Source organism: Pseudomonas sp. AF32, from assembly GCF_022342325.2.
GTDB classification, from domain to species: domain Bacteria; phylum Pseudomonadota; class Gammaproteobacteria; order Pseudomonadales; family Pseudomonadaceae; genus Aquipseudomonas; species Aquipseudomonas uvaldensis.
The window spans coordinates 35816-58151 of the sequence record NZ_RQJK02000030.1 but is presented as its reverse complement, the minus strand read 5'-3'; the positions used below and the strand labels follow the sequence as shown (position 1 = coordinate 58151).

General features: G+C 61.4%; 17 protein-coding genes. 2 read left to right on the top strand and 15 right to left on the bottom strand.

Annotated elements, in window-relative coordinates:
• Nucleotides 1-23: 23 nt before the first annotated feature.
• Nucleotides 24-629: a BUD32 family EKC/KEOPS complex subunit gene (locus EGM97_RS23730; RefSeq protein WP_238964768.1), complete on the top strand. Its 606-nt coding sequence runs from the start codon at nt 24-26 to the stop codon at nt 627-629.
• Here EGM97_RS23730 and EGM97_RS23725 read toward each other — a convergent pair.
• The 15 genes from EGM97_RS23725 to glnE all read right to left on the bottom strand — a co-directional run bounded on the left by EGM97_RS23725 (nt 615) and on the right by glnE (nt 19298).
• On the bottom strand, nt 615-1718 hold the full coding sequence (locus tag EGM97_RS23725; RefSeq protein ID WP_238964767.1) for a glycosyltransferase: 1104 nt from the start codon (nt 1716-1718) through the stop codon (nt 615-617). The genes EGM97_RS23730 and EGM97_RS23725 overlap by 15 nt on opposite strands.
• A 48-nt stretch (nt 1719-1766) precedes the next feature.
• Nucleotides 1767-2531 carry a glycosyltransferase family protein gene (locus EGM97_RS23720; RefSeq protein WP_238964785.1) on the bottom strand — a complete coding sequence of 255 codons (765 nt, stop codon included), beginning with the start codon at nt 2529-2531 and terminating at the stop codon, nt 1767-1769.
• 56 nt (nt 2532-2587) lie between these two features.
• On the bottom strand, nt 2588-3544 hold the full coding sequence (locus EGM97_RS23715) for a glycosyltransferase family protein (RefSeq protein WP_238964766.1): 957 nt from the start codon (nt 3542-3544) through the stop codon (nt 2588-2590).
• 84 nt (nt 3545-3628) lie between these two features.
• Nucleotides 3629-5044: a PIG-L deacetylase family protein gene (locus EGM97_RS23710; protein ID WP_238964765.1), complete on the bottom strand. Its 1416-nt coding sequence runs from the start codon at nt 5042-5044 to the stop codon at nt 3629-3631.
• The gene (locus EGM97_RS23705) at nt 5041-5937 is read right to left on the bottom strand and encodes an antimicrobial resistance protein Mig-14 (RefSeq protein WP_238964764.1); all 897 of its coding nucleotides are present in this window, start codon (nt 5935-5937) and stop codon (nt 5041-5043) included. The genes EGM97_RS23710 and EGM97_RS23705 overlap by 4 nt, the downstream gene beginning before the upstream one ends.
• Nucleotides 5937-7067 carry a glycosyltransferase gene (locus tag EGM97_RS23700; RefSeq protein ID WP_238964763.1) on the bottom strand — a complete coding sequence of 377 codons (1131 nt, stop codon included), beginning with the start codon at nt 7065-7067 and terminating at the stop codon, nt 5937-5939. The genes EGM97_RS23705 and EGM97_RS23700 overlap by 1 nt, the downstream gene beginning before the upstream one ends.
• Nucleotides 7051-8808 carry a carbamoyltransferase family protein gene (locus EGM97_RS23695; protein WP_053147611.1) on the bottom strand — a complete coding sequence of 586 codons (1758 nt, stop codon included), beginning with the start codon at nt 8806-8808 and terminating at the stop codon, nt 7051-7053. Before EGM97_RS23695 ends, EGM97_RS23700 begins: the two co-directional genes overlap by 17 nt.
• 283 nt (nt 8809-9091) lie before the next feature.
• Nucleotides 9092-10543: a lipopolysaccharide kinase InaA family protein gene (locus tag EGM97_RS23690; protein ID WP_238964762.1), complete on the bottom strand. Its 1452-nt coding sequence runs from the start codon at nt 10541-10543 to the stop codon at nt 9092-9094.
• A complete protein-coding gene (locus EGM97_RS23685; protein ID WP_238964761.1) occupies nt 10543-11295 on the bottom strand; it encodes a lipopolysaccharide kinase InaA family protein in 753 nt (250 codons plus the stop codon). Before EGM97_RS23685 ends, EGM97_RS23690 begins: the two co-directional genes overlap by 1 nt.
• The gene (locus tag EGM97_RS23680; protein ID WP_238964760.1) at nt 11292-12026 is read right to left on the bottom strand and encodes a lipopolysaccharide kinase InaA family protein; all 735 of its coding nucleotides are present in this window, start codon (nt 12024-12026) and stop codon (nt 11292-11294) included. The genes EGM97_RS23685 and EGM97_RS23680 overlap by 4 nt, the downstream gene beginning before the upstream one ends.
• Nucleotides 12026-12832: a lipopolysaccharide core heptose(I) kinase RfaP gene (rfaP, locus tag EGM97_RS23675; RefSeq protein ID WP_238964759.1), complete on the bottom strand. Its 807-nt coding sequence runs from the start codon at nt 12830-12832 to the stop codon at nt 12026-12028. Before rfaP ends, EGM97_RS23680 begins: the two co-directional genes overlap by 1 nt.
• On the bottom strand, nt 12829-13953 hold the full coding sequence (locus EGM97_RS23670; RefSeq protein ID WP_238964758.1) for a glycosyltransferase family 4 protein: 1125 nt from the start codon (nt 13951-13953) through the stop codon (nt 12829-12831). Before EGM97_RS23670 ends, rfaP begins: the two co-directional genes overlap by 4 nt.
• Nucleotides 13953-15011 carry a lipopolysaccharide heptosyltransferase I gene (gene waaC, locus EGM97_RS23665; RefSeq protein ID WP_238964757.1) on the bottom strand — a complete coding sequence of 353 codons (1059 nt, stop codon included), beginning with the start codon at nt 15009-15011 and terminating at the stop codon, nt 13953-13955. The genes EGM97_RS23670 and waaC overlap by 1 nt, the downstream gene beginning before the upstream one ends.
• A gap of 1 nt (nt 15012) precedes the next feature.
• Nucleotides 15013-16047, bottom strand: a complete 1035-nt coding sequence (gene waaF, locus EGM97_RS23660; protein WP_238964756.1) for a lipopolysaccharide heptosyltransferase II — start codon at nt 16045-16047, stop codon at nt 15013-15015.
• A 299-nt stretch (nt 16048-16346) separates the two neighbouring features.
• Entirely contained in the window at nt 16347-19298 is a 2952-nt protein-coding gene (gene glnE / locus EGM97_RS23655) for a bifunctional [glutamate--ammonia ligase]-adenylyl-L-tyrosine phosphorylase/[glutamate--ammonia-ligase] adenylyltransferase (RefSeq protein WP_477788861.1), read from the bottom strand.
• A 382-nt stretch (nt 19299-19680) separates the two neighbouring features.
• Here glnE and aceE point away from each other — a divergent pair, with 382 nt between their 5' ends.
• The gene (aceE, locus tag EGM97_RS23650; protein WP_238964755.1) at nt 19681-22326 is read left to right on the top strand and encodes a pyruvate dehydrogenase (acetyl-transferring), homodimeric type; all 2646 of its coding nucleotides are present in this window, start codon (nt 19681-19683) and stop codon (nt 22324-22326) included.
• Nucleotides 22327-22336: the final 10 nt, after the last annotated feature.

Genomic DNA, 22336 nt, shown 5'->3' with positions numbered 1-22336 from the left:
TCTTTCAACAAGGTTTCCCTACGATGCAATCCACTCGGCTTCCCCAAGCCGCTTTGAATCAACTGATTGAAGGCGCCAGCATTCTGGAGGCCGACAGCTATGGCCCAAAAGTCTATCTATTGCAGGATGGCAACATCCTGAAGTTATTTCGCCGCAAGCGGCTTTTTTCTTCGGCGCTTCTACGGCCTTACTCGACTCGATTCATCCGTAACGCAGCCCGCTTGCGACAACTCGGCGTACCGACCCTCGACGTGCTGGCTTTCTATAAATTGCCAACACCCGGCATGACCGCCGTACTGTATCGACCGCTTCCCGGAAAAACCCTGCGTCAGATATCGAACCAGGAAAATTTCAGCTGGCAGCCTGCTCTTCCGGCATTGGTCGAACTGATCCGCAGCCTGCACGCCAGCGGTGTTTATTTCCGCTCACTGCACCTGGGAAACATAGTCGTAACCCCGGAAAATGAATTGGGATTGATCGATGTGGCCGACATGCGCTTCCTGCGCTCTCCGCTGCCGCGCTACCTGGCTCGCCGCAACTTGCAGCATTTCGCTCGTTATATTGCCCGGGAGAACCTGAACGGGAGCTTTCCGATGCAGGCGCTGGAACACGCCCTATTGCCTGCCTGAGATTAATTGCCGGGCGGTCTGGCTGAAATTCAGCCAAGCCTCCTCAGGCGCCAGTGCTTGGTACTGGGCCGTCGAGACCGCTTCGACAGAGCCCTGCGAGGCCCGGATGAGCACCTCGCGCCAAGCATCGACGTCGTTCGCCGGAGCGTACCAGCCTGTATCGCCCAACTGCTCATGGAACACCGCCAATTCACTGGTCACCACGGGGACACCGGCCATGACCGCTTCTTGAAGGATCAGGCCCAGGCCTTCTTCGAGAGAGGGAATCACTACCCAGTCGAATGCTTTGTAAAGTGTTGCGACATTGTCCAAGTGCCCCGTCAACAGCACCTTTCCCAGCAGATCCGGCTGGGCGATCCGCGCCTGCAGCGCCTCGCGCCGCGGCCCTTCACCGACGATGATCAGACGCCAACCGGCCAGCTTTTCCGCAGACTGGGCAAACGCTTCCAGCAGGCAGCCGAACCCTTTGTCATCCACCAGCCGCCCAACGGCTCCGAATAGCCGCAGGTCGGAAACCGGCAAGCCCAAGCGAGCACGGGCCTCTCGACGTGACAGAAGGGCTGATTGGAAAGCTGCTGGATCGAATGCGCTGCGCAACGCCGTGACCGGCGTCCCGAGCGCATCCTGCAAAGCCGTCGCCAGAGTACGAGAAACCGCCACCAGGGCCAGACGCGACGTCGGGAACCCATGTAGCAGTTTTCGGCTTTGGTCGTTGAGTCGCGTCACGCCATGGAAGATCACCACGACCCGTATCTGCGGCATGTTTTTGAGAACAGGCAGCAGGGTCCGGGCGACGCCGAGACCGTCAAGCAGCACGACTCGGGCATCACTGTCGAGCAACGCCTGATGGAAGCGTCTACGCATAAACGGCATGAAGAACCGCCAGACATGCCGCCCCTTCAGACGGGCAGATGAGAGATGCCATTCCCGCGCCTGCCCCATACTGATCTGGCAGGCCGCGTTCGAACCCTGCAAGAACCACGTCTTGACGGGCATTGACGACTCGATCCGCGAAAGTATCTGGTGGTGAACCTTGTGTACCGAAGCGAACGGCGAACCGCCCGCCCACATGACATTAATAATGCTCATTGAGCAGCAAACCTTTCATCGCGCTCCAGGATTCGTGCTGCGAGGCATTTAATAATTGATAAGCCAACCAATGCAGACTCCGAGCAAAAGGACCAGGGACAACTTGGCTTGCTCGCGACGCCTGCGGCGCTCCTTGCGCTGACGTTCCACGGGTACTTCCACGTGGACGCCGAATCCTGTGTGCAAAACAGCATCCCCTTCCAATGTGACCGCCGTCAAGTTCAGTTGTGCATAGCGCAGCGACAGGGCCTTCTCGCCACCGAAGCCGGCAAACGGAGCACACAACCGATATTCCTTGAGCCGGCGAAGGCCAGGATTGAGGGAAAAGCCTTGCCACTCGGGTTTGTCGGAAATCAGTGGGTAGCAGGCCACCCCACGAATGAGCTCACGCTCGCCCAGGCGTATGTAAGGACTGTGTACACACAAGTCGTAAACATAGTTACGCAGCCAGACCTGGAGAATGTCGGGGCGTTGCTCCAGGATCGCGCGTGAATCCTCCACGAAGGCAGGGCGATAGAATTCCCAATCGTCCTCGCAGTGGAAGATATAAGGCGTCTTGACATGCCCGTAGGCCAGATCAATCGAGGCCAACTGCCCCAGCTTCGGCCGATTGATAAATACTGTACAACGGTCTTTCCAGTGCACCGGGATAACGGCATGCACGCCCTCATCGCCAGCGTCTTCGGTAATGAAGACCTCTCGAATCGGCGCGGTATTGAAACGGTCGAAGCTCTCCAGCGTCCGCTTGAGCAGATCGAGCCGACCGCAACTGGTTACCACCAGGGTGATGTCACTCTCGTCGGAAAACTGCACCTGAAATACCACTTAGTCAGACGCCCTCCCGATGTGGGATGGCTGAACGGTTCCTGTCAAACGCCCAGCCTCAGGCGCAATCTTTCCAGCAGGCTCAACGGCGCACGGGGTCGCAGTGGCGGCACCAGCGCTTCGACGATCTTCTGGCCTATACGTGCGAAACTGAATTGCTCCAGCGCCAGCTTCTGTCCGTTACACGCGATACTCCGAGCCAGTTCGGGATCGGCGCGAAGCCGGGCAAGCTTCTCCTGAAGCTGCGGGATGTCGCGATACAACACCACGTTCTGCATATCCTGCAACCCCAATGCGCGGGCTTCGTCAGCTCCTTGATCGAACGCCAACAACACACAGCCGCAGGCCATGGCTTCGAAGTTCTTGATCATGAACTCCCCCATGCCCACATCGGCGCTGACAAAAAAACGGATGCGATTGAGCGTCTCGCAATATTCTTCGCCAGACTTGGTGCGAGTCACCACCAATGACTCGACACGCCCCAGCTCGTCCAACAGCGCCTTGCGGCCACTGTAGGCGACGCTGTTGGTGCTGCCCACGAAAGCCAGCTCGATATCCCGTTCGCGCCCCAGGTCCTGCAGCAAGGATTGATCGTAGCCCTTGGGCACGAATACCGCATCGAATCCTTCGCTTCGCAGGCGTTCCGTGACCATGAAACCGGAGCTGATCACCCTCGCCCAAGGCAGGCGGCGATAGTGGGCACTGAATTTACCGGTGTATTTGCATGGGATGTAGTTCTGATAGGCGTCGTGTTCGAGGATCACCAGGTTAGGGATCGTACGGATGAACCCGGTCTGACGGATCTCTTGCTTGAAGCGCAGGAAGAAGACGATCCGGTCGTAGCGCGATACATCGACGTGACGTCGGAAATAGCTCCGCAGATTGCGTTGCTCCTGACCATCGAGCCAGCGCAGGTCACACTCGCAATGAGCGGCCACGCCGTCATAGAGCCGGTCCAGGATGGCCCGCTGTTCTTTCTGCACCAGAAACAGAACTTTCATCGTCTTCCTTGCGGTACCAAACGACTTGAGAAATAACCGGGAGCCTTTGTGCGTCGAAACACAAAACTCTCCCGCCGTGGCCCCCTACAGCCGCCAGAACAGTTCATGGCGACGCACAGCCTTGCGAAAAAACTCATTCTCGCCATACGGCGATCCCCCGCGCCCGGCCAGTATCCGCTGGATATGACGACGCAGGCGTCGCTTGAACGGCGCTGGCGGTTGCAGATCATGCATCATGCCCAGCGCCATGGCCTTGTCACGCTGGCCTGCCAAACCCAATGGCAGGCTGATGGGATGCATCGGCCGGATCGGATCGAAATACGGCGGCAGCGCAACACCGGCACCCGCATCGCCCATGGGCCAGCGGTCATTGTCGTGCAGGTGATTGGCATAGCCCAACAGGACCGCGGGCTGCCACTCCAGCCCCTCGAGGGCCTGGATCACGGCATCATGGGCGCAGACATGATCGGGATGCGGATCGAGCGCCGGGTGCGGCAGTACGACGACGTCGGGGCAGGCCCTGATGATCAGCTCGCGCAGGTCAGCCAGCAAATTGTTCCAGGTTGGCGCGCCGTCGGCATCGCCAGGCAAGGTGAATGGGTTCAATTGACGAAACAGCCGAGTATCGCTCAAGTCCGCCTCGCGCGACCCCTGGGGATGGCCCGGCGCGGCTTGCATGGCCGCCAGTTGCAGGCAGAAGTAACCCAACTGCACACAATTCGCCTGCGGCACCCCGGCCCAGCGTGGCACAGCAATGCTGTCCCAGGCTCGCAGACGGCCCTTGAGGCGTGCCGCCTCGATGCGGTCCAGGCCCATCTTGCGGTAGTGCTCGGCTTCGATTTCGCCAGCGGTCAGTGTCACGATCCAGGTGTCGTCGGCCCGGCTGTACAAGCCGAACGCCGCCAACTCGGCATCATCGGCATGGGGGGCGATGACCATGACCCGTCGATGCTTCGCCTCCTCCGCCGCAAAGGACCACAGCGTCGGCTCGCCCTGGACCCGGCAGAAACGCCCGCGCAGACGCAGCTCACCCCGGGACAGCACGTCCCCTTGCTCGCTGAGATTGAGGTAGCGCAGGCCGTTGACCCCGCGCTCGAAAGTCTGTCGATCCGGATGTTCACCGCCCGACAACTCGACAACCGGGTCGATGAAGCGTCCCAGCCAGTTGCTTTTGATTCGTAGCGCCAGGACCAGCGTCGCCCCCTCGTCCAGCATTACCCCTTCATCCAGTCGCAACCGCCCGGCATTCAGATGCACCTTGGGTTGCTGGGTGAACGGCGGGAAGCTGTACTGATAGTCGTCCTTGGGCGAATAGAACAGGTGATCGGCGAACCACGCTTCATGGGCAACCCAACCCGACACTGCCAATACCAACGGCAGCCACCAGGCCACCACAACCCCCGACATCACCAGCACTACGAGCGCGAACATCAGTCCGATACGCTTGTTGCGACGGTGGCGCTTGAGTAATTGCTGCTTGCGACTCGTGGAGGCATTCATACGGTAAACACCGGCACCGGGTTGCACCAGCGCTCCTTGTATTCGCGGTCCGCCCGGCCGAAGGAAAAGCGCATTGGCTTGCCGATGGCACGGGCCTGTTCCCAGGCGCTTTGCGTATTAAGGAAGCTCAATACGCTGCCAGGGCTGAACTCACGGGTCTGCGGGTCGACACCGCCGTTGATGTACTCGACACTGATCCACTCGGGCGCTTCAACGCGATAGACCAGTTGAATGGCAATCGGCGCATCGTTGAGCAGGATCACCGAACCGATCAGCAGCTCGCGCAGCAGCTCGATCACCTCGCCCATGCGCTCGGCCCCGGTGGCCGCAAATCCCCAGCGACGCAGGAACAGGTCACAGTAGATCGCGGCCAGTTCCTCGCTGGAGAATGTCTCGACCGACCGCACCACCCCGCCTGCCTCTTCCAGCAAGCGCAACTCGCGGCGCTGGTTATAGCGAAACTTTTTGGACAGCTCTTCCGGTGTTCGCGCCATGGCCAGCTGTTCCTGTTGCGGCTTCAAGCCACTGAAGCGCCCCTCATTGAGGGCCGACAGGTAACGCCCGCGATGGCGCAACGGCGCCTGGGCATTGGCTGCCGCCGGCAGGATCAGCTCAGCATTGCCCAGGTCGAACAAGCCTTTTTTGCCGCTGCGCTTGAGTACGTCCTTGGACAAGGCCAGGTCGCGTCCCCAGGTCGGGATTGCGGCCTTGAGCTCACCCTCATGTTCATAGGCCAGGTAGCGCACGGGAATATCGGCCAGGGCCGCCAGACGCTCGACCACCAACGGATGGGTGGCCACACTGCCACCAAAGCGTTGCCAGGCCTGGGCATAAACCGAAGCATCTACCGCCGTCCAGCCGCGCTCGCGCCAGCCTTGGAATCGATTGAGCATCAGGCCCCCGGTGCCAGTTCGATGACTTGGGGCAAACGCCAGAAAGCCTCACGCACAGCGCGATCCGAGAAGCGCTCACGCAGACGATCACGCATCAGTTCGGCGCATTGGCGACGCTGCACGTCGTCCATGGCCGCCAGGTGCTGAAGCCCTTGAGCCAAGTGTTCGGCGTCGCCCAGCGGAAAGAGGATACCGACACCCTCGACCACTTCCTTCGCCCCACCGCAGGCCGTCGCCAGCAAGGGCACGCCGGCCGCCATGGCTTCGAGCAACACCATGCCGAACGGTTCGTGATCGGAACTCAGGGCGAACACGTCAAAGGCACGGAAGTAACGACGAGCCTCGGACACCTGGCCGAGGAACAGGACGCGGTCGGCAATTCCCAATTCCAGTGCCAGATCCCGAAGGTCCCGCTCCAGGCGCCCCTTGCCGAGAATCGCCAACTGACTGTTACCCGGCAGATAAGCCAATGCGGCGGCGAACCCCCGCAGCAACGTGGCCTGGTCCTTGTCCGGGTGCAGGCGCCCGACATTGCCGACGATCCAGGCGTTCGAATCCAACCCGAGGGTCTGCCGCGCTTCCTCTCGGGAAACCAGGCTGGCCTGGGTGGCGTCGAGATCGATGCGGTTGTAGAGGGTCTGGATCCGGCTGGATGGCCACTTCGGCAGGCAGCGACGCATGTCGTCGCGCACCGCGTCGGAGACCCCGAGCAAACTCAGGCGCTTGCGAAAAATGTGGGCGAACAACCGGCGGGTACGCCGCTGGTAGTCCCCGAAGGCATGGTGCACGCCAATCACCGGCAGGCCGGTACCGAGCAGAGCGATGTAGATCGGCTTGAAGCGATGGGCGATGCAGAAACTGAAGTTGCGCGAAGCGGCGATCCTGCGCAGATCGCCGATGGCACCCAGCTTCAGGCCGCGCACGGCACTGGAGCTGTACTCCATGAACAGCACCTCGTCCGAGGCACAGCCGGCGGCGACCTCGGCATCGGCCGCGCCAGTGAGAAACACGGTGGTCACGCGATAACCAGTGCCCACGAACAGGCTGGCATATTGACGGGCGCAGTCGAGGAACGGCCCGTCATAACCGTGGCAGAACTGCAGCACATGTCGCTCAGCCGAGCGTGTCATAAGCGTCCACGCCGTCTTTGACCACCAGAATGTCTTCCATGATCAGGTATTGCAGGTCGGAGCCGTAAAACATATTCAGCGCGTCGGTCGGCGAGCAGATCATCGGTTCGCCACGGCGGTTGAGCGATGTGTTCAGGGAAACGCCGTTGCCAGTCAGCACCTCGAGCGCCTTCATCATGTCGTAGTAGCGTGGGTTGTATTCGCGCTTGAGTACCTGGGCCCGGGAAGTGCCATCTTCATGGACAACTTCCGGCACGCGGGTTTTCCATTCTTCGGCCACTTCGAAGGTGAAGGTCATGAAAGGCGCGGGGTGATCGACCTTGATCATCTGCGGCGCAACGGTGTCGAGCATCGACGGGCAGAAGGGCCTCCAGCGCTCACGGAACTTGATCTGTTCGTTGATGCGGTCAGCCACGCCGGTAGCGCTCGGGCAACCGATGATCGAACGGCCACCCAAGGCACGCGGACCAAATTCCATGCGCCCCTGGAACCAGGCCACCGGGTTACCGTCGACCATGATTTTCGCAATGCGCTCGGGGGTGTTGTCGATCTTGCGCCACGCCGGTTTGCTCGGGTGACGAGCACACGCGGCGATCACATCTTCGTTGCTGTAGGCCGGGCCGAGGTAGACGTGCTCCATCTTCTCCACCGGCACGCCACGGGCATGGGACACATAGGCCGCCGCGCCTACCGCAGTACCGGCATCACCGGACGCCGGCTGTACGAACAGTTCCTTGACGTCATCGCGGGCGATGATCTTCTGGTTCAGCTTGACGTTCAAGGCGCAGCCGCCGGCGAACGCCAACTTGCCGGTTTCCTTGAGGATGTCGCCCAGGTAGTGATCAATCATTTGCAGCGCAAGCTTCTCGAACAGCGCCTGCATGCTGGCCGCGTAGTGGATATACGGCTCGTCGGCGATGTCACCTTCACGTTTCGGGCCCAGCCACTCGATCAGCTTCGGCGAGAAGTAAAAACCCTTGCCCTTCTCTTTATAGCGACGCAGGCCGATCACGTTGGCGTAGTCGGTATTGATCACCAATTGGCCATTTTCGAACGAAGCCAGGCGCGAGAAATCGTACTTGCTGGCATCGCCATAAGGTGCCATGCCCATGACCTTGAACTCACCGTCGAGCATTTCGAAGCCAAGGAACTCGGTGATCGCACCGTACAGGCCACCAAGGGAATCCGGATCGTAGAATTCCTTGATCTTGTGGATCTTGCCGTTCTCGCCGTAGCCGAAGAAAGTCGTGGCGTATTCGCCCTTGCCATCGATGCCCAGGATCGCGGTTTTTTCCTGGAAGCCCGAACAGTGGTAGGCACTGGAGGCGTGGGCCAGGTGGTGCTCCACCGGTTCGATCTTGACTTTTTTCGGGTCGAAGCCCAGTTGTTCCAGGCACCAGACGATCTTGCGACGATAACGCTTGTAGCGACGGTTACCCATCAGGATCGCATCAAGGGCGCGATCCGGTGCGTACCAGTAGCGCTTGGCGTAGTGCCAGCGCGCTTCGCCGAACAGGCTGATCGGGGCGAACGGAATCGCCACCACGTCGACGTCGGACGGCTTGATGCCTGCCTGTTCCAGGCAGAACTTCGCCGACTCGTAGGGCATGCGGTTCTTTGCATGTTTATCGCGTACGAAGCGCTCCTCCTCAGCCGCCGCGATCAGCTTGCCGTCGATGTACAGCGCGGCGGAAGGATCATGGCTAAGGGCGCCGGACAGGCCAAGAATCGTCAATGCCACAGGGTCTAGCCTCTTATGTCTGCATGCGGGCGACAAGCGCCTCGAAAAATTGATGTGCCGCTCGCCAGGGGCGTTGGGCAGCTAAAGGGCGGGATTATAGCTTAAAAGCGGCGGTAAGCCGCTAGCGGTGAGCGGCTGGCACCTGGGCGCCTGTAAAACCGGGCCTTGCTTGAAGGCCAGGCGCCTGATACGTCCTCTTCGCGAGCAGGCTCGCTCCTACAAGAGCGGGTTTACAAAGCCAGTGTGGGAGCGAGCCTGCTCGCGATAGGGCCGCAGGCCCGCTTCAGGATTCGCTGGCGATGTCCTTTGGCAACCGCTCATCAATCACCCGATACAACCCACAACCCTCAGGCCAGTTACGCATGAACCGCGCCCGATCCCGGGCGTAAGCCGGGGCGAAACTTGCGTGGGAGCGGTGCTGACACATGGAATCCAGGTCAATCAGTGCCCAGCGGTCGTGTTGCCAGAACAGGTTGTGCCCCTTGAGATCGCCGTGGCTGATGCGTTCGCGGATGAGGTCGGCGAACAAACGATCCAGGGCAAGCAGTTCAGGTTCGGGAGCCTCGCCACTTTCCACGTAAGGGGCAAAGCGCTCGATGATGTCCGGCCCCGACAGATGTTCGGTCACCAGATAAGCGCCCCGGCGCAGCCACAGGAAACGCTTTTCCAGCAACGCCAGGGGCTTGGGCGTGGCGATGCCGAGGAAGGCCAGGCGATTACCTTCGCGCCAGGAATGCCAGGCACGACTGGGGCGCCAGAAGCGTTTGAGCCAATGGGCGAAATGCTTGATGTTGTAGCGTTTGATCACCAGAGGACGACCGTCCACCTCGACCTTGCCGACGCTCGCCGCGCCCCCGGTCTTGTAGAGATATCCCCGATCAAGCAAGACGTCGGCCTGCGCCAGCACTGGCGCCATGGCGGCTTCTTCATCGCGACGGATCGCCCTCAGACCAAACGGGCCGCGCTGCACACTGAACAGGCTGCAGTCGCGTCCAACCTTTTCCAGAAAGTCCTTCAACCGCCAGCCGTGCACCTTGTCGACCTGCTTTTGCAGCGCCTCCATGGGCAGCGCATGTTCGGCGTTGCTGAGCAGGTAATGCACCAGGAGCTCTTCGTTGAACGGTTCGATGGCCTTGGGCAGTTGGGCAAAAAACACCCCGAGGTTCTCCAGCACTTTCTGTCGCGATAAAGATTGCCCGGGGGTTTCAGCGCGGATGCCGGCACCGTCGATCAGATAGAGCTTGCCGCCATGGCGCAGCAGGTTGTCCAGATGAAGATCTTCCTGCCACAAGCCCTTGCTGTGCAGTTGTGCAATGGCACCCAAGGCTTCGGCCAGCACTTCTGTCTGTTCATCGGCCAACAATGGTCGATGCTCGACCTGCTTCCAGGCGTCGCCCAGGCTCTCGGCCCCTTCGAGCAACTCGAACAGCAGCCAGCCGCCCTCGCCTTCCTTCAGACCATCGGCGAGCAGCAGCGGCGTGGTCAGCCCCTGTTCAGCCAGCAGGCGGACGCCTTGCAGTTCACGCTGAAAATGGCGGGCAGCCTTGCTACCCACCAGCAGTTTGGCCAGCACCGGCCGGCCGCGCCACACACCGGCACCGACATAACGCTGCCCCGGCAGTACCCGCAGCAGAGAAAGCAGTTGCAGTTGCGCCGACCCGGCGGCGTCCGCCAATTCCAGGCTCAACGGCAGCACTGGATTGCGACCGGCATCTTTGAGTTCGGACAATTGCATCAATGGGCTTCCTTGTGACTGCGCCTGGCGACGAGGCGGCTCATCCAGCTTTCGACCAGCGCCCCCTCGATCGGTTGGTCCAGATAGGTAGACAGCAGCTGACGCACGTCGTTGTCATTCCAGGCGGGTGCGCGACGCAGCAAGGGCTCCAGATCCTTGACCCGGTCGCGCTGACCGAACAACAGCGGTCGGGTCTTCTCCAGGTCGATCAACTGTGCTTGATAGCCGTTCGCGCTCGCCTGCAAAAAGATGTGCTTGGGGTAGAAACACCCGTGAATCTGGCGCATGCCGTGCAGGCGCCGCGCCAATGAACCACAGGCCTTCAGGATGGCAACACGTTGCGCCGACGCCAGGGCCGGCCAGCGCTGTAACAGCGATTCCAGGTCATCCCAGCCGTCGAGCGCGCGGGTCAACAGGAGTGCCCGTACGTCGCCGTCCACCTTGCGCTGGCCGTAGAACACCGCTTGCAGGGCAGGGATTCCCAACTCGCGATAGCGGCTGATGTTGCGAAACTCCCGCGAGAAACTCGGCTCGCCGAAAGGGTGGGACCAGGTCCGGGTCAGGTAATTGCTCTGGCGCTTGAGGTAATACCCCTGTCCTTCCAGTTCAAGCCGGAACACGCTGCTCCAGCCTCCACCCGAGGTATTGGGTTCGTCCACCGCGTCCAATTGCCGGGCCCACAGGGCCTCGAAGCTGTCCAGGCCGTGACGCGCCAGCAAGGGCCGGTCTTCGGCGGCCAGAAAATCAGTCATTCACGCCCCTCGAAAAATCTCACTACATGGCGGATGCGTTTCTTGTCGCACGCATCGAGCCGGTCATGCTGGCGATATTGCAGGTAAAAGCGCAGGCGCTGGGTGGCGGATAGGTGATACTTGGCCACTTTATCCAGGCACGCCAGGTCTTTGGTGATGCGGTATTTGAGCCAGAAGCCACGCCAGAAATCGCCGTTGGGACAGTCGATCAGGAACAGTCGCGACTGGTCGTCTACCAACAGATTGCGCCATTTCAGATCGTTATGGGTGAAACGATGTTCATGCATGGTCCGCGTGTATCCGGCCAGTTGCAGGCTCACCTTGTCGACCCACGTGCGATCGGTCAACCGCTGGTCATGACGTTCGGCCAGGGCCGAGAGGTCTTCGGTATGGGGCAATTCACGGGTGATCATCGCGCCACGGGCATAGGCTGCGCCATGTCGCTCCAGCCCCCAGGCGACGATTTGCGCCGTGGGAATTCCCCATTTGGCGAAACGCTTGAGATTCTGCCATTCGGATTTGACCCGAGGCTTGCCCAGGTAACGCCGCAGGCCCTTGCCTGCCCCGGTGTAGCGCTTGACATAGTAGTTCACGCCGTTGCGCTGCACCCGGATCACCTCCGACAGCGGGTCGCGGGTCAGACGCTCCCCCTCAAGGGCGAACACCGCGTCGAGGCTGCCGAAATCCTGCGCCAGTTCCGCGTAGGCAGGCTCCAGATTCCAACCCGACATCAGAGCGCGTCCCCGTATCGCTGCTTGCGTGCATAGAGCTTGTTGGCCTTGCCTTCGAGCCAGTGCAACAACTGCGCTTCGTCGGCCAGGATCCGGCGCAGCGGCTGCTGGAAATAACCCTTGAGAAAACGCAGCTTGTCGCGACGGGTCAAGCCGATGTCCAGCGCCGAGAAATACAGTGCCGCCAGGTCCTTGTTGCGCCAGCGGCGGGTAATGGCCGGACGGGTCTGGGCGCGATGCAGGTCGATTACCGACAATTTGAGATCTGCGGCGGTGACCGGCTTGTCAGTGTGCAATAGGAAATGACAGATATAGCAGTCGCGATGGTTGACGCCGGCACGGTGCATCATGCCGGTCATGCGCGCCACTTCAGCGATCAGGGCCCGTTTGAGGGCCGGCTCCGGCGGCTGACGGACCCAGTCGATGCTGAAATCCTCGAGGCTGACGGTGGGGGCCAGCTCCTCGGTGATGATGAACGAATGCTGGTCCGCCGGATTGCCGCCCTTTTCGCCATACGCGACGGCGGTCATGGTGGGCACACCGACTTCCTGCAAGCGCTGGATGGCGGCCCATTCCTGCCCCGCGCCGAGGACCGGCAGCTTGGCGGTGACCAGATTCTTGAGGATCTCGCCCCAACCGATGCCCCGGTGGATCTTGACGAAAAAGCCGCGGCCGTTCACCTCGGTGCGCAAGGTGCGCCGGGCTTCCAGTTCACGGTAGACCTCGCCCTTGAGCACCTCGACTTCAGCGAACGCATCGCGCCCGGCCCAAAGGCTCTTGAACGGTTCGGCCAACATCACTTTCATTGTGCGTGCTCCGCCAGAATCACGTCGGCCGCGTGCTGCGGCATGCTGTAGAGGTCCGCCGTTTCGGCGAACGCCAGACCGTTGCGGCTCCAGGCCGCCCGCGCCTCGGCGTCGCTCAGCATTCGCTCCAGGTACCCGGTGAGCTGGGCCTGTTCGAACGGCTCGTCCAACACCAGGCCACTGTCGGCCTCGGCGATGTAGTGGGCGTACCCGCACACCGCACTGACCAGCACCGGCAGCCCGGCCACCAATGCTTCAAGCAGGACGGTGCCAGTGTTTTCGTTGTACGCCGGGTGAATCAACAGGTCGGCGCCCAACAGGAACCGTGGGATGTCACTGCGCCCCTTGAGGAACCGCACGTTGTCACCAAGCCCCAGCGCGGCGCTCTGCAATTGGAATACCTTGGGGTCGTCCTGGCCGATTACAAACAGCCGGGTACGTTTTTTCAGCTCGGGCGGCAGCGCAGCCAGGGCCTTGAGGCTGCGATCCACCCCCTTGGTCTTGAACCCGGAACCGATCTGCACCAGCAGCAGGTCATCCTCGGCCAGTTCGAACTCGGCGCGGAACGCCGCGCGAATCTCGTCGGCATCGACGGGCCGACGGCGGTCCTGGGCGATACCCGGTGGCAACAGATGAAAGCGTTCCAGCGGGGTGCCGTAGTGCTTGATGAACAGCGGCTGCTGGACTTCAGAGATCATCAGCACTTCGGTCCTGGCGTCCCTGGCAAATACCGCCCGCTCGTATTCGGCGAAATGCCGGTAACGACCCCAGCGTCGATACAAGGCGTTACGCAGGTTCTGCGCCTTGTCTTCGAAACAGCCATCGGCGGCGTAGTACACGTCCAGGCCGGGCATCTTGTTGAAGCCGATCAAGCGGTCCACCGGACGCTTGGCAAGATCGGCCTCCATCCATGCGCTGAGTTTCTCGTTGCGACGGTGGTTGAACAGCGCCTTGACCGGCGCGACCAGCACTTCGAAGCCCGGTGGGACGTCGCCTTCCCAGATCAGCGTGTAAACGCGAATCTGATGCCCGCGCCGCTGGCACTCCAGGGCAATGCGCATGAAGTCGCGTTGCAGGCCACCGAAGGGGAAGTACTTATAAAGGACAAAAGCCAATTGCATCAGCGTGATTCCTCAGCCAATAACGTGCTCAGGTGGCTGGCGACACGCTCGGGGTTCAGACGCGTGAAGCACAGGGGCTGCTCGCGTTTCAGGTCGAACCGACGCGCATCTTCGGCGGTCGGCGAGTAGGTGCATTGTTTCTGCATGCACGGCGCACAAGGGAAATCGCTGGCGAGATGGATCTGGCCCTTGCCATAGGCACCGGTCAGTACCGGGTTGGTGGGGCCGAGCAGGGAAATGGTCGGCACGTCCAGGGCGGCGGCCAGGTGACCCAGTCCGGTGTCCACGGCCACACAGGCCTGGGCGCCGGCCAGGACCTTGCCCATCCCGCCCAGGTTCAGCTTCGGCAGCACCAGGGCATTGCGCAGTCCTTTGGCGATACGTTCAGCCCTGGCCTTTTCCGGCGCGCTGCCCCACGGCAACTTCACGACCACGCCGAACTGGCCCATGCGCTCGGCCAACTGACGCCAGTAAAGCTCCGGCCAGTGTTTGGACTCCCAGGTGGTGCCATGCAGGAACACCACGTAAGGGTATTGGCGCGGCAGTTCCACCAGTTTATCGACGCTCAGGCCATAGTTGCCCAAGGTCTGCGGCAGGTCATACCCCAGCGCCAGCGCGAACAACTGCCGCACCCGTTCGACCGCATGTTGACCACGGGCCACCGCCAATCGACGGGAATAGAAGCGCGCGGCCAGGGGTTCGCGGGCCGAGTGTCTGTCCAGGCCCGCCACCGGGGCCTTGACGTATCGGGTCAGCCAGGCGCTCTTGAGCAAGCCCTGGGCGTCGATCACCAGATCGTACTTTTCGGCACGCATGTTGTGTTTGAAGCGTCGCCATTCGCCGCTCTTGACGGTTTGCCAGAGGTTCTTGCGCCAACGCCGGATCGCCACCGGGATGACCTTGCCCACAGCCGGGTGCCAGGTGGGAATTTCGGCGAAACCTTCTTCCACCACCCAATCGAACCGGATGCCGGGGATCGCCCGCGCCGCGTCGGTCAACGCCGGCAGGGTGTGGACCACATCGCCCAGAGAAGAGGTCTTGATCAACAATACCCGCAAGTTACTGGACCTCCACCGGGGTGCCCTGCAAACGCGCCAGGGCATCGTTCACCGCCGGTGGCATGAGCTGGCGCAGGCAGTTGTAATGACCGAAGCGGCAGGTGCGGTCGAAGCACGGGCTGCATTCGATGCCCAGGCGCACCACTTCGACCTTGTCGGCCAACGGTGGGGTAAAGCCTGGCGAGGTGGAGCCATAGACTGCCACCAATGGACGGTTCAAGGCCGCCGCCACGTGCATCAGCCCGGAGTCGTTGGACACCACGGAATCGGCGCAGGAGAGCAGGTCGATGGCTTCGGCCAGGGAGGTTTCGCCACTGAGGTTCACCGACTCCTCTCGCAAGCCGGGAATCAGTCGCGAGCGGATGTCTTCACCCACCGGGTGATCCTTTTTCGAACCGAACAGCCAGACTTGCCAGCCTTCACGGATCTTCGCCTCGGCAACCTGGGCGTAATGCTCCGCCGGCCAGCGCTTGGATTCGCCGAATTCAGCCCCCGGGCACAGCGCCAGCACCGGACGGTCAAGGCTCAGGCCGAATCGGGTCAACGCCGTTTCACGGGTCAACGGGTCGATTTGCAGGCTCGGGCGCGGATAGGGTTTCGGCAGCTCGCTCCCCGGCTCATAGGCCAGGGCCATGAACCGCTCGATCATCAGTGGATAACGGTCCTTGTCCAGCGCGCGCACATCATTGAGCAACCCGTAGCGGAACTCGCCACGCCAGCCGGTGCGTTTCGGGATACCGGCGAAGAATGGCACCAGGGCCGACTTCAATGAGTTGGGCAACAGGATCGCCTGGTCATATTGACCGGCCAGGGATTTGCCGATGCGCCGACGGGTTGCCAGTTCCAGCACGCCATGGCCGAGCGGAAAGCTCAAGGCCTTGCGCACCTGCGGCATGCGTTCAAGGATCGGCCGGCTCCATTCCGGGGCCAGGACGTCGATTTCGCATTGCGGATGGCGCTGCTTGAGGCACTGGAACAGTGTCTGTGCCATCACCATGTCACCGACCCAACTGGGCCCAACGATCAGAATATTCATGTGGCTTCCAAAAACGATACGGGGAGGCCTACGCCTCCCCGCCTCAAAAAACACTGCAACCCGTAGTGGGAGCGGGCTTGCTCGCGAAAGGGCCATTACCTCCGACATCCGTGTTGCCTGACATTGCGCCATCGCGAGCAGGCTCGCTCCCACAATAGTTCTTCATTCCAGGCACGTCGCTGCACAGCAAATCCAACGGTGGGAGCGAACCTGCTCGCGATGAGGCCGGCACACCTGGCCTCCATGTCACCCGACTCGCCGCTTTCGCGAGCAAGCCCGCTCTCACATTCAATCGGTACTCAGTTCAACCCCAGCTCACGCCAGATGCGCATGACCTGCCGACGCTCTTCGACGAACTGGTCGCCGGCGATCACCCCGGCATCTTTCTGCAAGGCCTGGCGGTGAGCGGCGGAGCGGTAGGCTTTATAAGCCTCGCGCAACAAAGTCGCGTCCTCGGCCGGCATCAGCCCGACCTCCTGCAACCCTTCGAGGATGCGGATGTTATCGGTGTAACGCAGCAGCGACGGGTATTGCTCGGACCACGCCAGGGCCGCGTATTGCACCATAAATTCAATATCGACGATACCTCCCGCGTCCTGCTTGAGGTCGAAGGGCGCCGTGGCCTCGAAGGCGTTTGGCGCGGTTCCGGCGGCAGTGGCCTTGCTGCCAAGATTATCGCGCATCTTGGCACGCATCTCGCTGACCTCCTGGCGCAGCGTTGGCAGATCACGCCTGCGCCCGAGCACCTGGGCACGGACTTTCTCGAACGCCTGGCCCACGTCCGGGCTACCCACCAGCACCCGGGCCCTCACCAGCGCCTGGTGCTCCCAGGTCCACGCCTCGTTCTCCTGATAACGGGCGAACGCACCGAGGGAACTGACCAGCAACCCCGACGCACCGGATGGTCGCAGGCGCATATCCACTTCATAAAGCTGTCCGGAGTTGGTCTGGGCAGTCAGCAGGTGAATAATGCGCTGGCCAAGCCGGGTGAAGAACTGTGCCCCGTCGGTGGGCTTCGGTCCGTCGGTTTCCGCCTGGGGGTCGCCGTCGTGGATGAACACCAGATCCAGGTCGGAACCATGCCCCAACTCCAGGCCGCCGACTTTTCCATAACCGACAATGATGAACCCCGGATCGCACAAACTGCCATCGGTGCGCAATGGCACACCATGTTTGGCCACGGTCTGGCGCCAGGCCAGGGCCAATACCTGTTCGAGAATCGCCTCCGCCAGCCAGGTCAGGTAATCACTGACTTTCATCAGCGGCAAGCTCCCGGCGATCTCCGACGCCGCCACTCGCAGGCGGTGCGCCAGCTTGAAATGCCGCAGGGCTTCCATCTGCTGTTCCAGGTCGTCCTCGGGAATTCGCGTCAGACGCTCGCGCAACTCCGCCGCCAGTTCCGGCGCCAGGGGCGGCTTGAACAAACGCCCCTCATTGAGCAACTCATCGAGCAGCAATGGGAAGCGAGTGATCTGCTCGGCAATCCACGGGCTCGCCGCGCATAGCGTCAGCAAACGTCTCAGGGCTCCCGGGTTTTCCGCCAGCAGTACCAGATAGGCCGAACGACGGGCGACAGCCTCCACCAGCGGCAGCACGCGCTCAAGTACAAGATCGGGGTTGTCATGCTCAACCGCCTGGGCCAACAGCCGCGGGATGAACGCATCCAGACGCTCGCGCCCCAGACGCTGCATGGCGCGCAATTGCGGACTGCCGCGCAGGACCGCCAGGGCCCTCAGCGCCTTGGGCGCGTCGATGAATCCGCCCTCCTCCAGCTGACGGCACGCAGCCCCTTCGTCCTGGCTGTCTTCCCACAACGGCAACCATTCGCCGCCCACCACCACTTCGCTTTCGCTTCCCGTCTCTTCATCCGGATCGGCAATGACCTGGCCAAAATGCCAGGCCACGCGGCCACGCCAGTACATCAACTGCTCATGAAACGCCGTCCAGTCGGCAAAACCCAACATGAACGCTATGCGCGCCTGATCCTGCGGGCTGTCCGGAAGCATCTGGGTCTGGCGGTCGGCGATGGCCTGGATGGCATGCTCGGTATAACGAAGGAATTCGTAGCCCTGGCGCAGTTCGTCGATCACCTTGGCCGGCAGATAGCCCTGGCCTTCGAGCGTCGCCAGTACCTTGAGCAACGGACGCTGCTGCAGGCTCAGGTCGCGACCGCCGTGGATCAACTGGAACGCCTGGGCGATGAACTCCACTTCGCGGATGCCGCCCGATCCCAGCTTGATGTTGTCGGCCATGCCCTTGCGCCGCACTTCCTGCTGGATCAGCTGCTTCATGGTGCGCAGCGCCTCGATGGCGGAAAAGTCCAGGTAACGCCGATAGACGAACGGGCGCAGCATGTCGAGCAGTTGCGCACCGGCCACCTGATCACCGGCCACGACCCGCGCCTTGATCATCGCGTAGCGTTCCCAGTCTCGTCCCTGGTCCTGGTAATACTGTTCCAGCGCGTTGAAGCTCAGCACCAGGGCACCGGCCGAGCCGTAGGGTCGCAGGCGCATATCGACACGGAACACGAAACCGTCGACGGTCATCGGGTCCAGGGCCTTGATCAGGCGCTGGCCCAGACGGATGAAGAACTCCTGGTTATCCAGCGCTCGCTTCACACCGACGGTTTCGCCGCCCTCGGGATAGGCGAATATCAGGTCGATGTCCGATGACAGGTTCAACTCCACCGCGCCAAGCTTGCCCATGCCCAGGATGACCATCTGCTGCGGCGCGCCGCTGCGCCGCCCAGTGGGCGTGCCGAACTGCTGGCAGAGACGTTGGTGCAGCCATTGGTAAGCCTGGTCGATGCAGGCGTCGGCCATGTCCGAGAGGTCGCGACAGGTCTGGACCAGGTCGGCCTTGCGATTGAGGTCACGCCAGATGATCCGTACCTGCTGGCGGGTGCGCTGGCGGCGCAGGACCCGACCGAGTTCGTCCTCGGTCTCGGCGGCCTGGACCGCGGCGCCGATCTGCGCGCACATCTCCCCGGCGATCAGGCTGCGATCCAGCTCGCCGCTGCGCACCAACTCCAGTAGCATCACCGGATCACGAAGACTCTGCTCGATGACAAAATCGCTGGCGGCCGCGACGCGCTGGAATTCGGTCCAGCGCTCCGGCGTCCAGGCGCAAAGCCCATGGTCATCATCCAGTGAACCGACCGCCGCACGGAACGACTGCTCGGCACGACTGACCAAAGACTGGAGAATTCCCGGTACCATTTCCGGTATTTGGGCAAGCAGGGGCAGGCTCATGGTCTATCCTTGATCGGCGCGGGAAAGGCTGGATGTAGTGTTTTTCCCATAGACACTACCTGATCGACTGTCGAACAAAGATGATAAATAGCTGAAAATCTGATTTTATTGGCAGCCGACATCAAGTTTTTACCTGTTCGAGTTAGCTCAAGACCAACAGTAACGATTATTCTCACAACGAAACGAGGGGCCAAAAGCCTTTCATGTGTAGTTTTACTACTCGTATATACATTCGGATGGCTGAAACGGCCGACGATTTGTAGTAAAACTACACGCCGCCGAGACAACCTTCGGCAATCCAAGAATTTATATCGTCTGCCCACAAGGCCAGTCGCAAACTCAGGCAACCGATTCTGGTAGCCTTTCCGCCCTGGAGCAAGCCATGCAAGACCTCGATCCCGTCGAAACCCAGGAATGGCTGGACGCCCTGGAATCGGTTCTCGACAAAGAAGGCGAAGACCGCGCTCATTACCTGATGACCCGCATGGGCGAACTCGCGACCCGCAGCGGTTCGCAATTGCCCTATGCCATCACCACGCCGTACCGCAACACGATCCCCGTCACCCACGAAGCACGCATGCCAGGCGACCTGTTCATGGAACGCCGCATTCGCTCGCTGGTACGCTGGAACGCGTTGGCCATGGTCATGCGTACCAACCTGAAAGATTCTGACCTGGGCGGTCACATCTCCAGCTTCGCCTCCAGCGCGACGCTGTATGACATCGGCTTCAACTACTTCTTCCAGGCCCCGACCGACGAACACGGCGGCGACCTGATCTACTTCCAGGGTCACGCATCGCCAGGCGTCTACGCCCGTGCGTTCATGGAAGGCCGTATCTCCGAAGACCAGATGAACAACTTCCGCCAGGAAGTGGACGGCAATGGCCTGTCTTCGTACCCGCACCCTTGGCTGATGCCTGATTTCTGGCAGTTCCCGACCGTTTCCATGGGCCTGGGTCCGATCCAGGCGATTTACCAGGCACGCTTCATGAAGTACCTGGAAGCCCGTGGTTTCATCCAGCCGGGCAAGCAGAAGGTCTGGTGCTTCATGGGCGACGGCGAGTGCGACGAGCCGGAATCCCTGGGCGCGATCTCCCTGGCCGGCCGCGAGAAGCTGGACAACCTGATCTTCGTCATCAACTGCAACCTGCAGCGCCTCGATGGCCCGGTTCGCGGCAACGGCAAGATCATCCAGGAACTCGAAGGCGTGTTCCGTGGTGCCCAGTGGAACGTCAACAAGGTCATCTGGGGCCGTTTCTGGGACCCACTGCTGGCCAAGGACGTCGACGGTATCCTGCAACGTCGCATGGACGAAGTCATCGACGGCGAATACCAGAACTACAAGGCCAAGGACGGCGCGTTCGTCCGCGAGCACTTCTTCAACACGCCTGAACTCAAGGCCATGGTTGCCGATCTGTCCGACGACGAGATCTGGAAACTCAACCGTGGCGGCCACGACCCATACAAGGTCTACGCGGCGTACCATCAGGCGGTCAACCACAAAGAACAGCCAACCGTCATCCTGGCCAAGACCATCAAGGGTTATGGCACCGGTGCCGGCGAAGCGAAGAACACCGCGCACAACACCAAGAAGGTCGATGTCGACAGCCTGCGGTTGTTCCGCGATCGCTTCGACATCCCGGTCAAGGACAGCGAACTGGAAAACCTGCCGTTCTTCAAGCCCGAAGAAGGCAGCGCCGAAGCCCGTTACCTGGCCGAGCGTCGTGCCGCGCTGGGCGGCTTCGTGCCGCAGCGTCGCGCCAAGAGCTTCAGCGTCCCGACGCCTCCTCTGGAAACCCTCAAGGCAATCCTGGACGGCTCGGGCGACCGCGAAATCTCCACCACCATGGCCTTCGTGCGGATCCTCGCGCAACTGGTCAAGGACAAGGAAATCGGCCCGCGCATCGTCCCGATCATTCCGGACGAAGCCCGCACCTTCGGTATGGAAGGCATGTTCCGCCAGTTGGGCATCTACTCGTCCGTCGGCCAGCTCTACGAGCCAGTCGATAAAGACCAAGTGATGTTCTACCGCGAAGACAAGAAGGGCCAGATCCTGGAGGAAGGCATCAACGAAGCGGGCGCCATGAGCTCCTTTATTGCCGCCGGTACTTCGTACTCCAGCCACAACCAGCCGATGCTGCCGTTCTACATCTTCTACTCGATGTTCGGCTTCCAGCGTATCGGCGACCTGGCCTGGGCCGCTGGCGACAGCCGCACCCGTGGCTTCCTGATCGGCGGCACCGCCGGCCGTACCACCCTCAACGGTGAAGGCCTGCAGCACGAAGACGGTCACAGCCACATGCTGGCCGGCACCATCCCGAACTGCCGCACCTATGATCCGACCTACGGCTACGAGCTGGCGGTGATCATCCAGGACGGCATGAAGAAGATGACCGAAGAGCAACAGGACGTCTTCTACTACATCACCGTGATGAACGAGTCCTACCAGCAGCCAGCCATGCCGGCCGGTGTCGAACAAGGCATCGTCAAGGGCATGTACCTGCTCGAGGAAGACACCCGCGAAGCGGCGCACCACGTCCAGCTGATGGGCTCGGGCACCATCCTGCGCGAAGTGCGTGAAGCGGCGAAGATCCTGCGCGAGGAGTTCAATATCGGCGCCGACGTGTGGAGCGTCACCAGCTTCAACGAACTGCGTCGCGATGGCCTGGCCGTGGAGCGCAGCAACCGCCTGCACCCAGCCCAGAAGCCGAAGCTGAGCTACGTCGAAGAATGCCTGAACGGCCGCAAAGGTCCGGTCATCGCCTCTACCGACTACATGAAGCTGTTCGCCGAGCAGATCCGCCAGTGGGTCCCATCCAAGGAATTCAAGGTGCTGGGTACCGACGGCTTCGGCCGTAGCGACAGCCGCAAGAAGCTGCGTCACTTCTTCGAAGTCGACCGTAAGTTCGTTGTGTTGGCAGCCCTGGAAGCCCTGGCTGACCGTGGCGATATCGAACCGAAAGTGGTGGCCGAGGCCATCGTCAAGTTCGGCATCGATCCGGAAAAACGCAACCCACTGGACTGCTGAGGAGAATTTT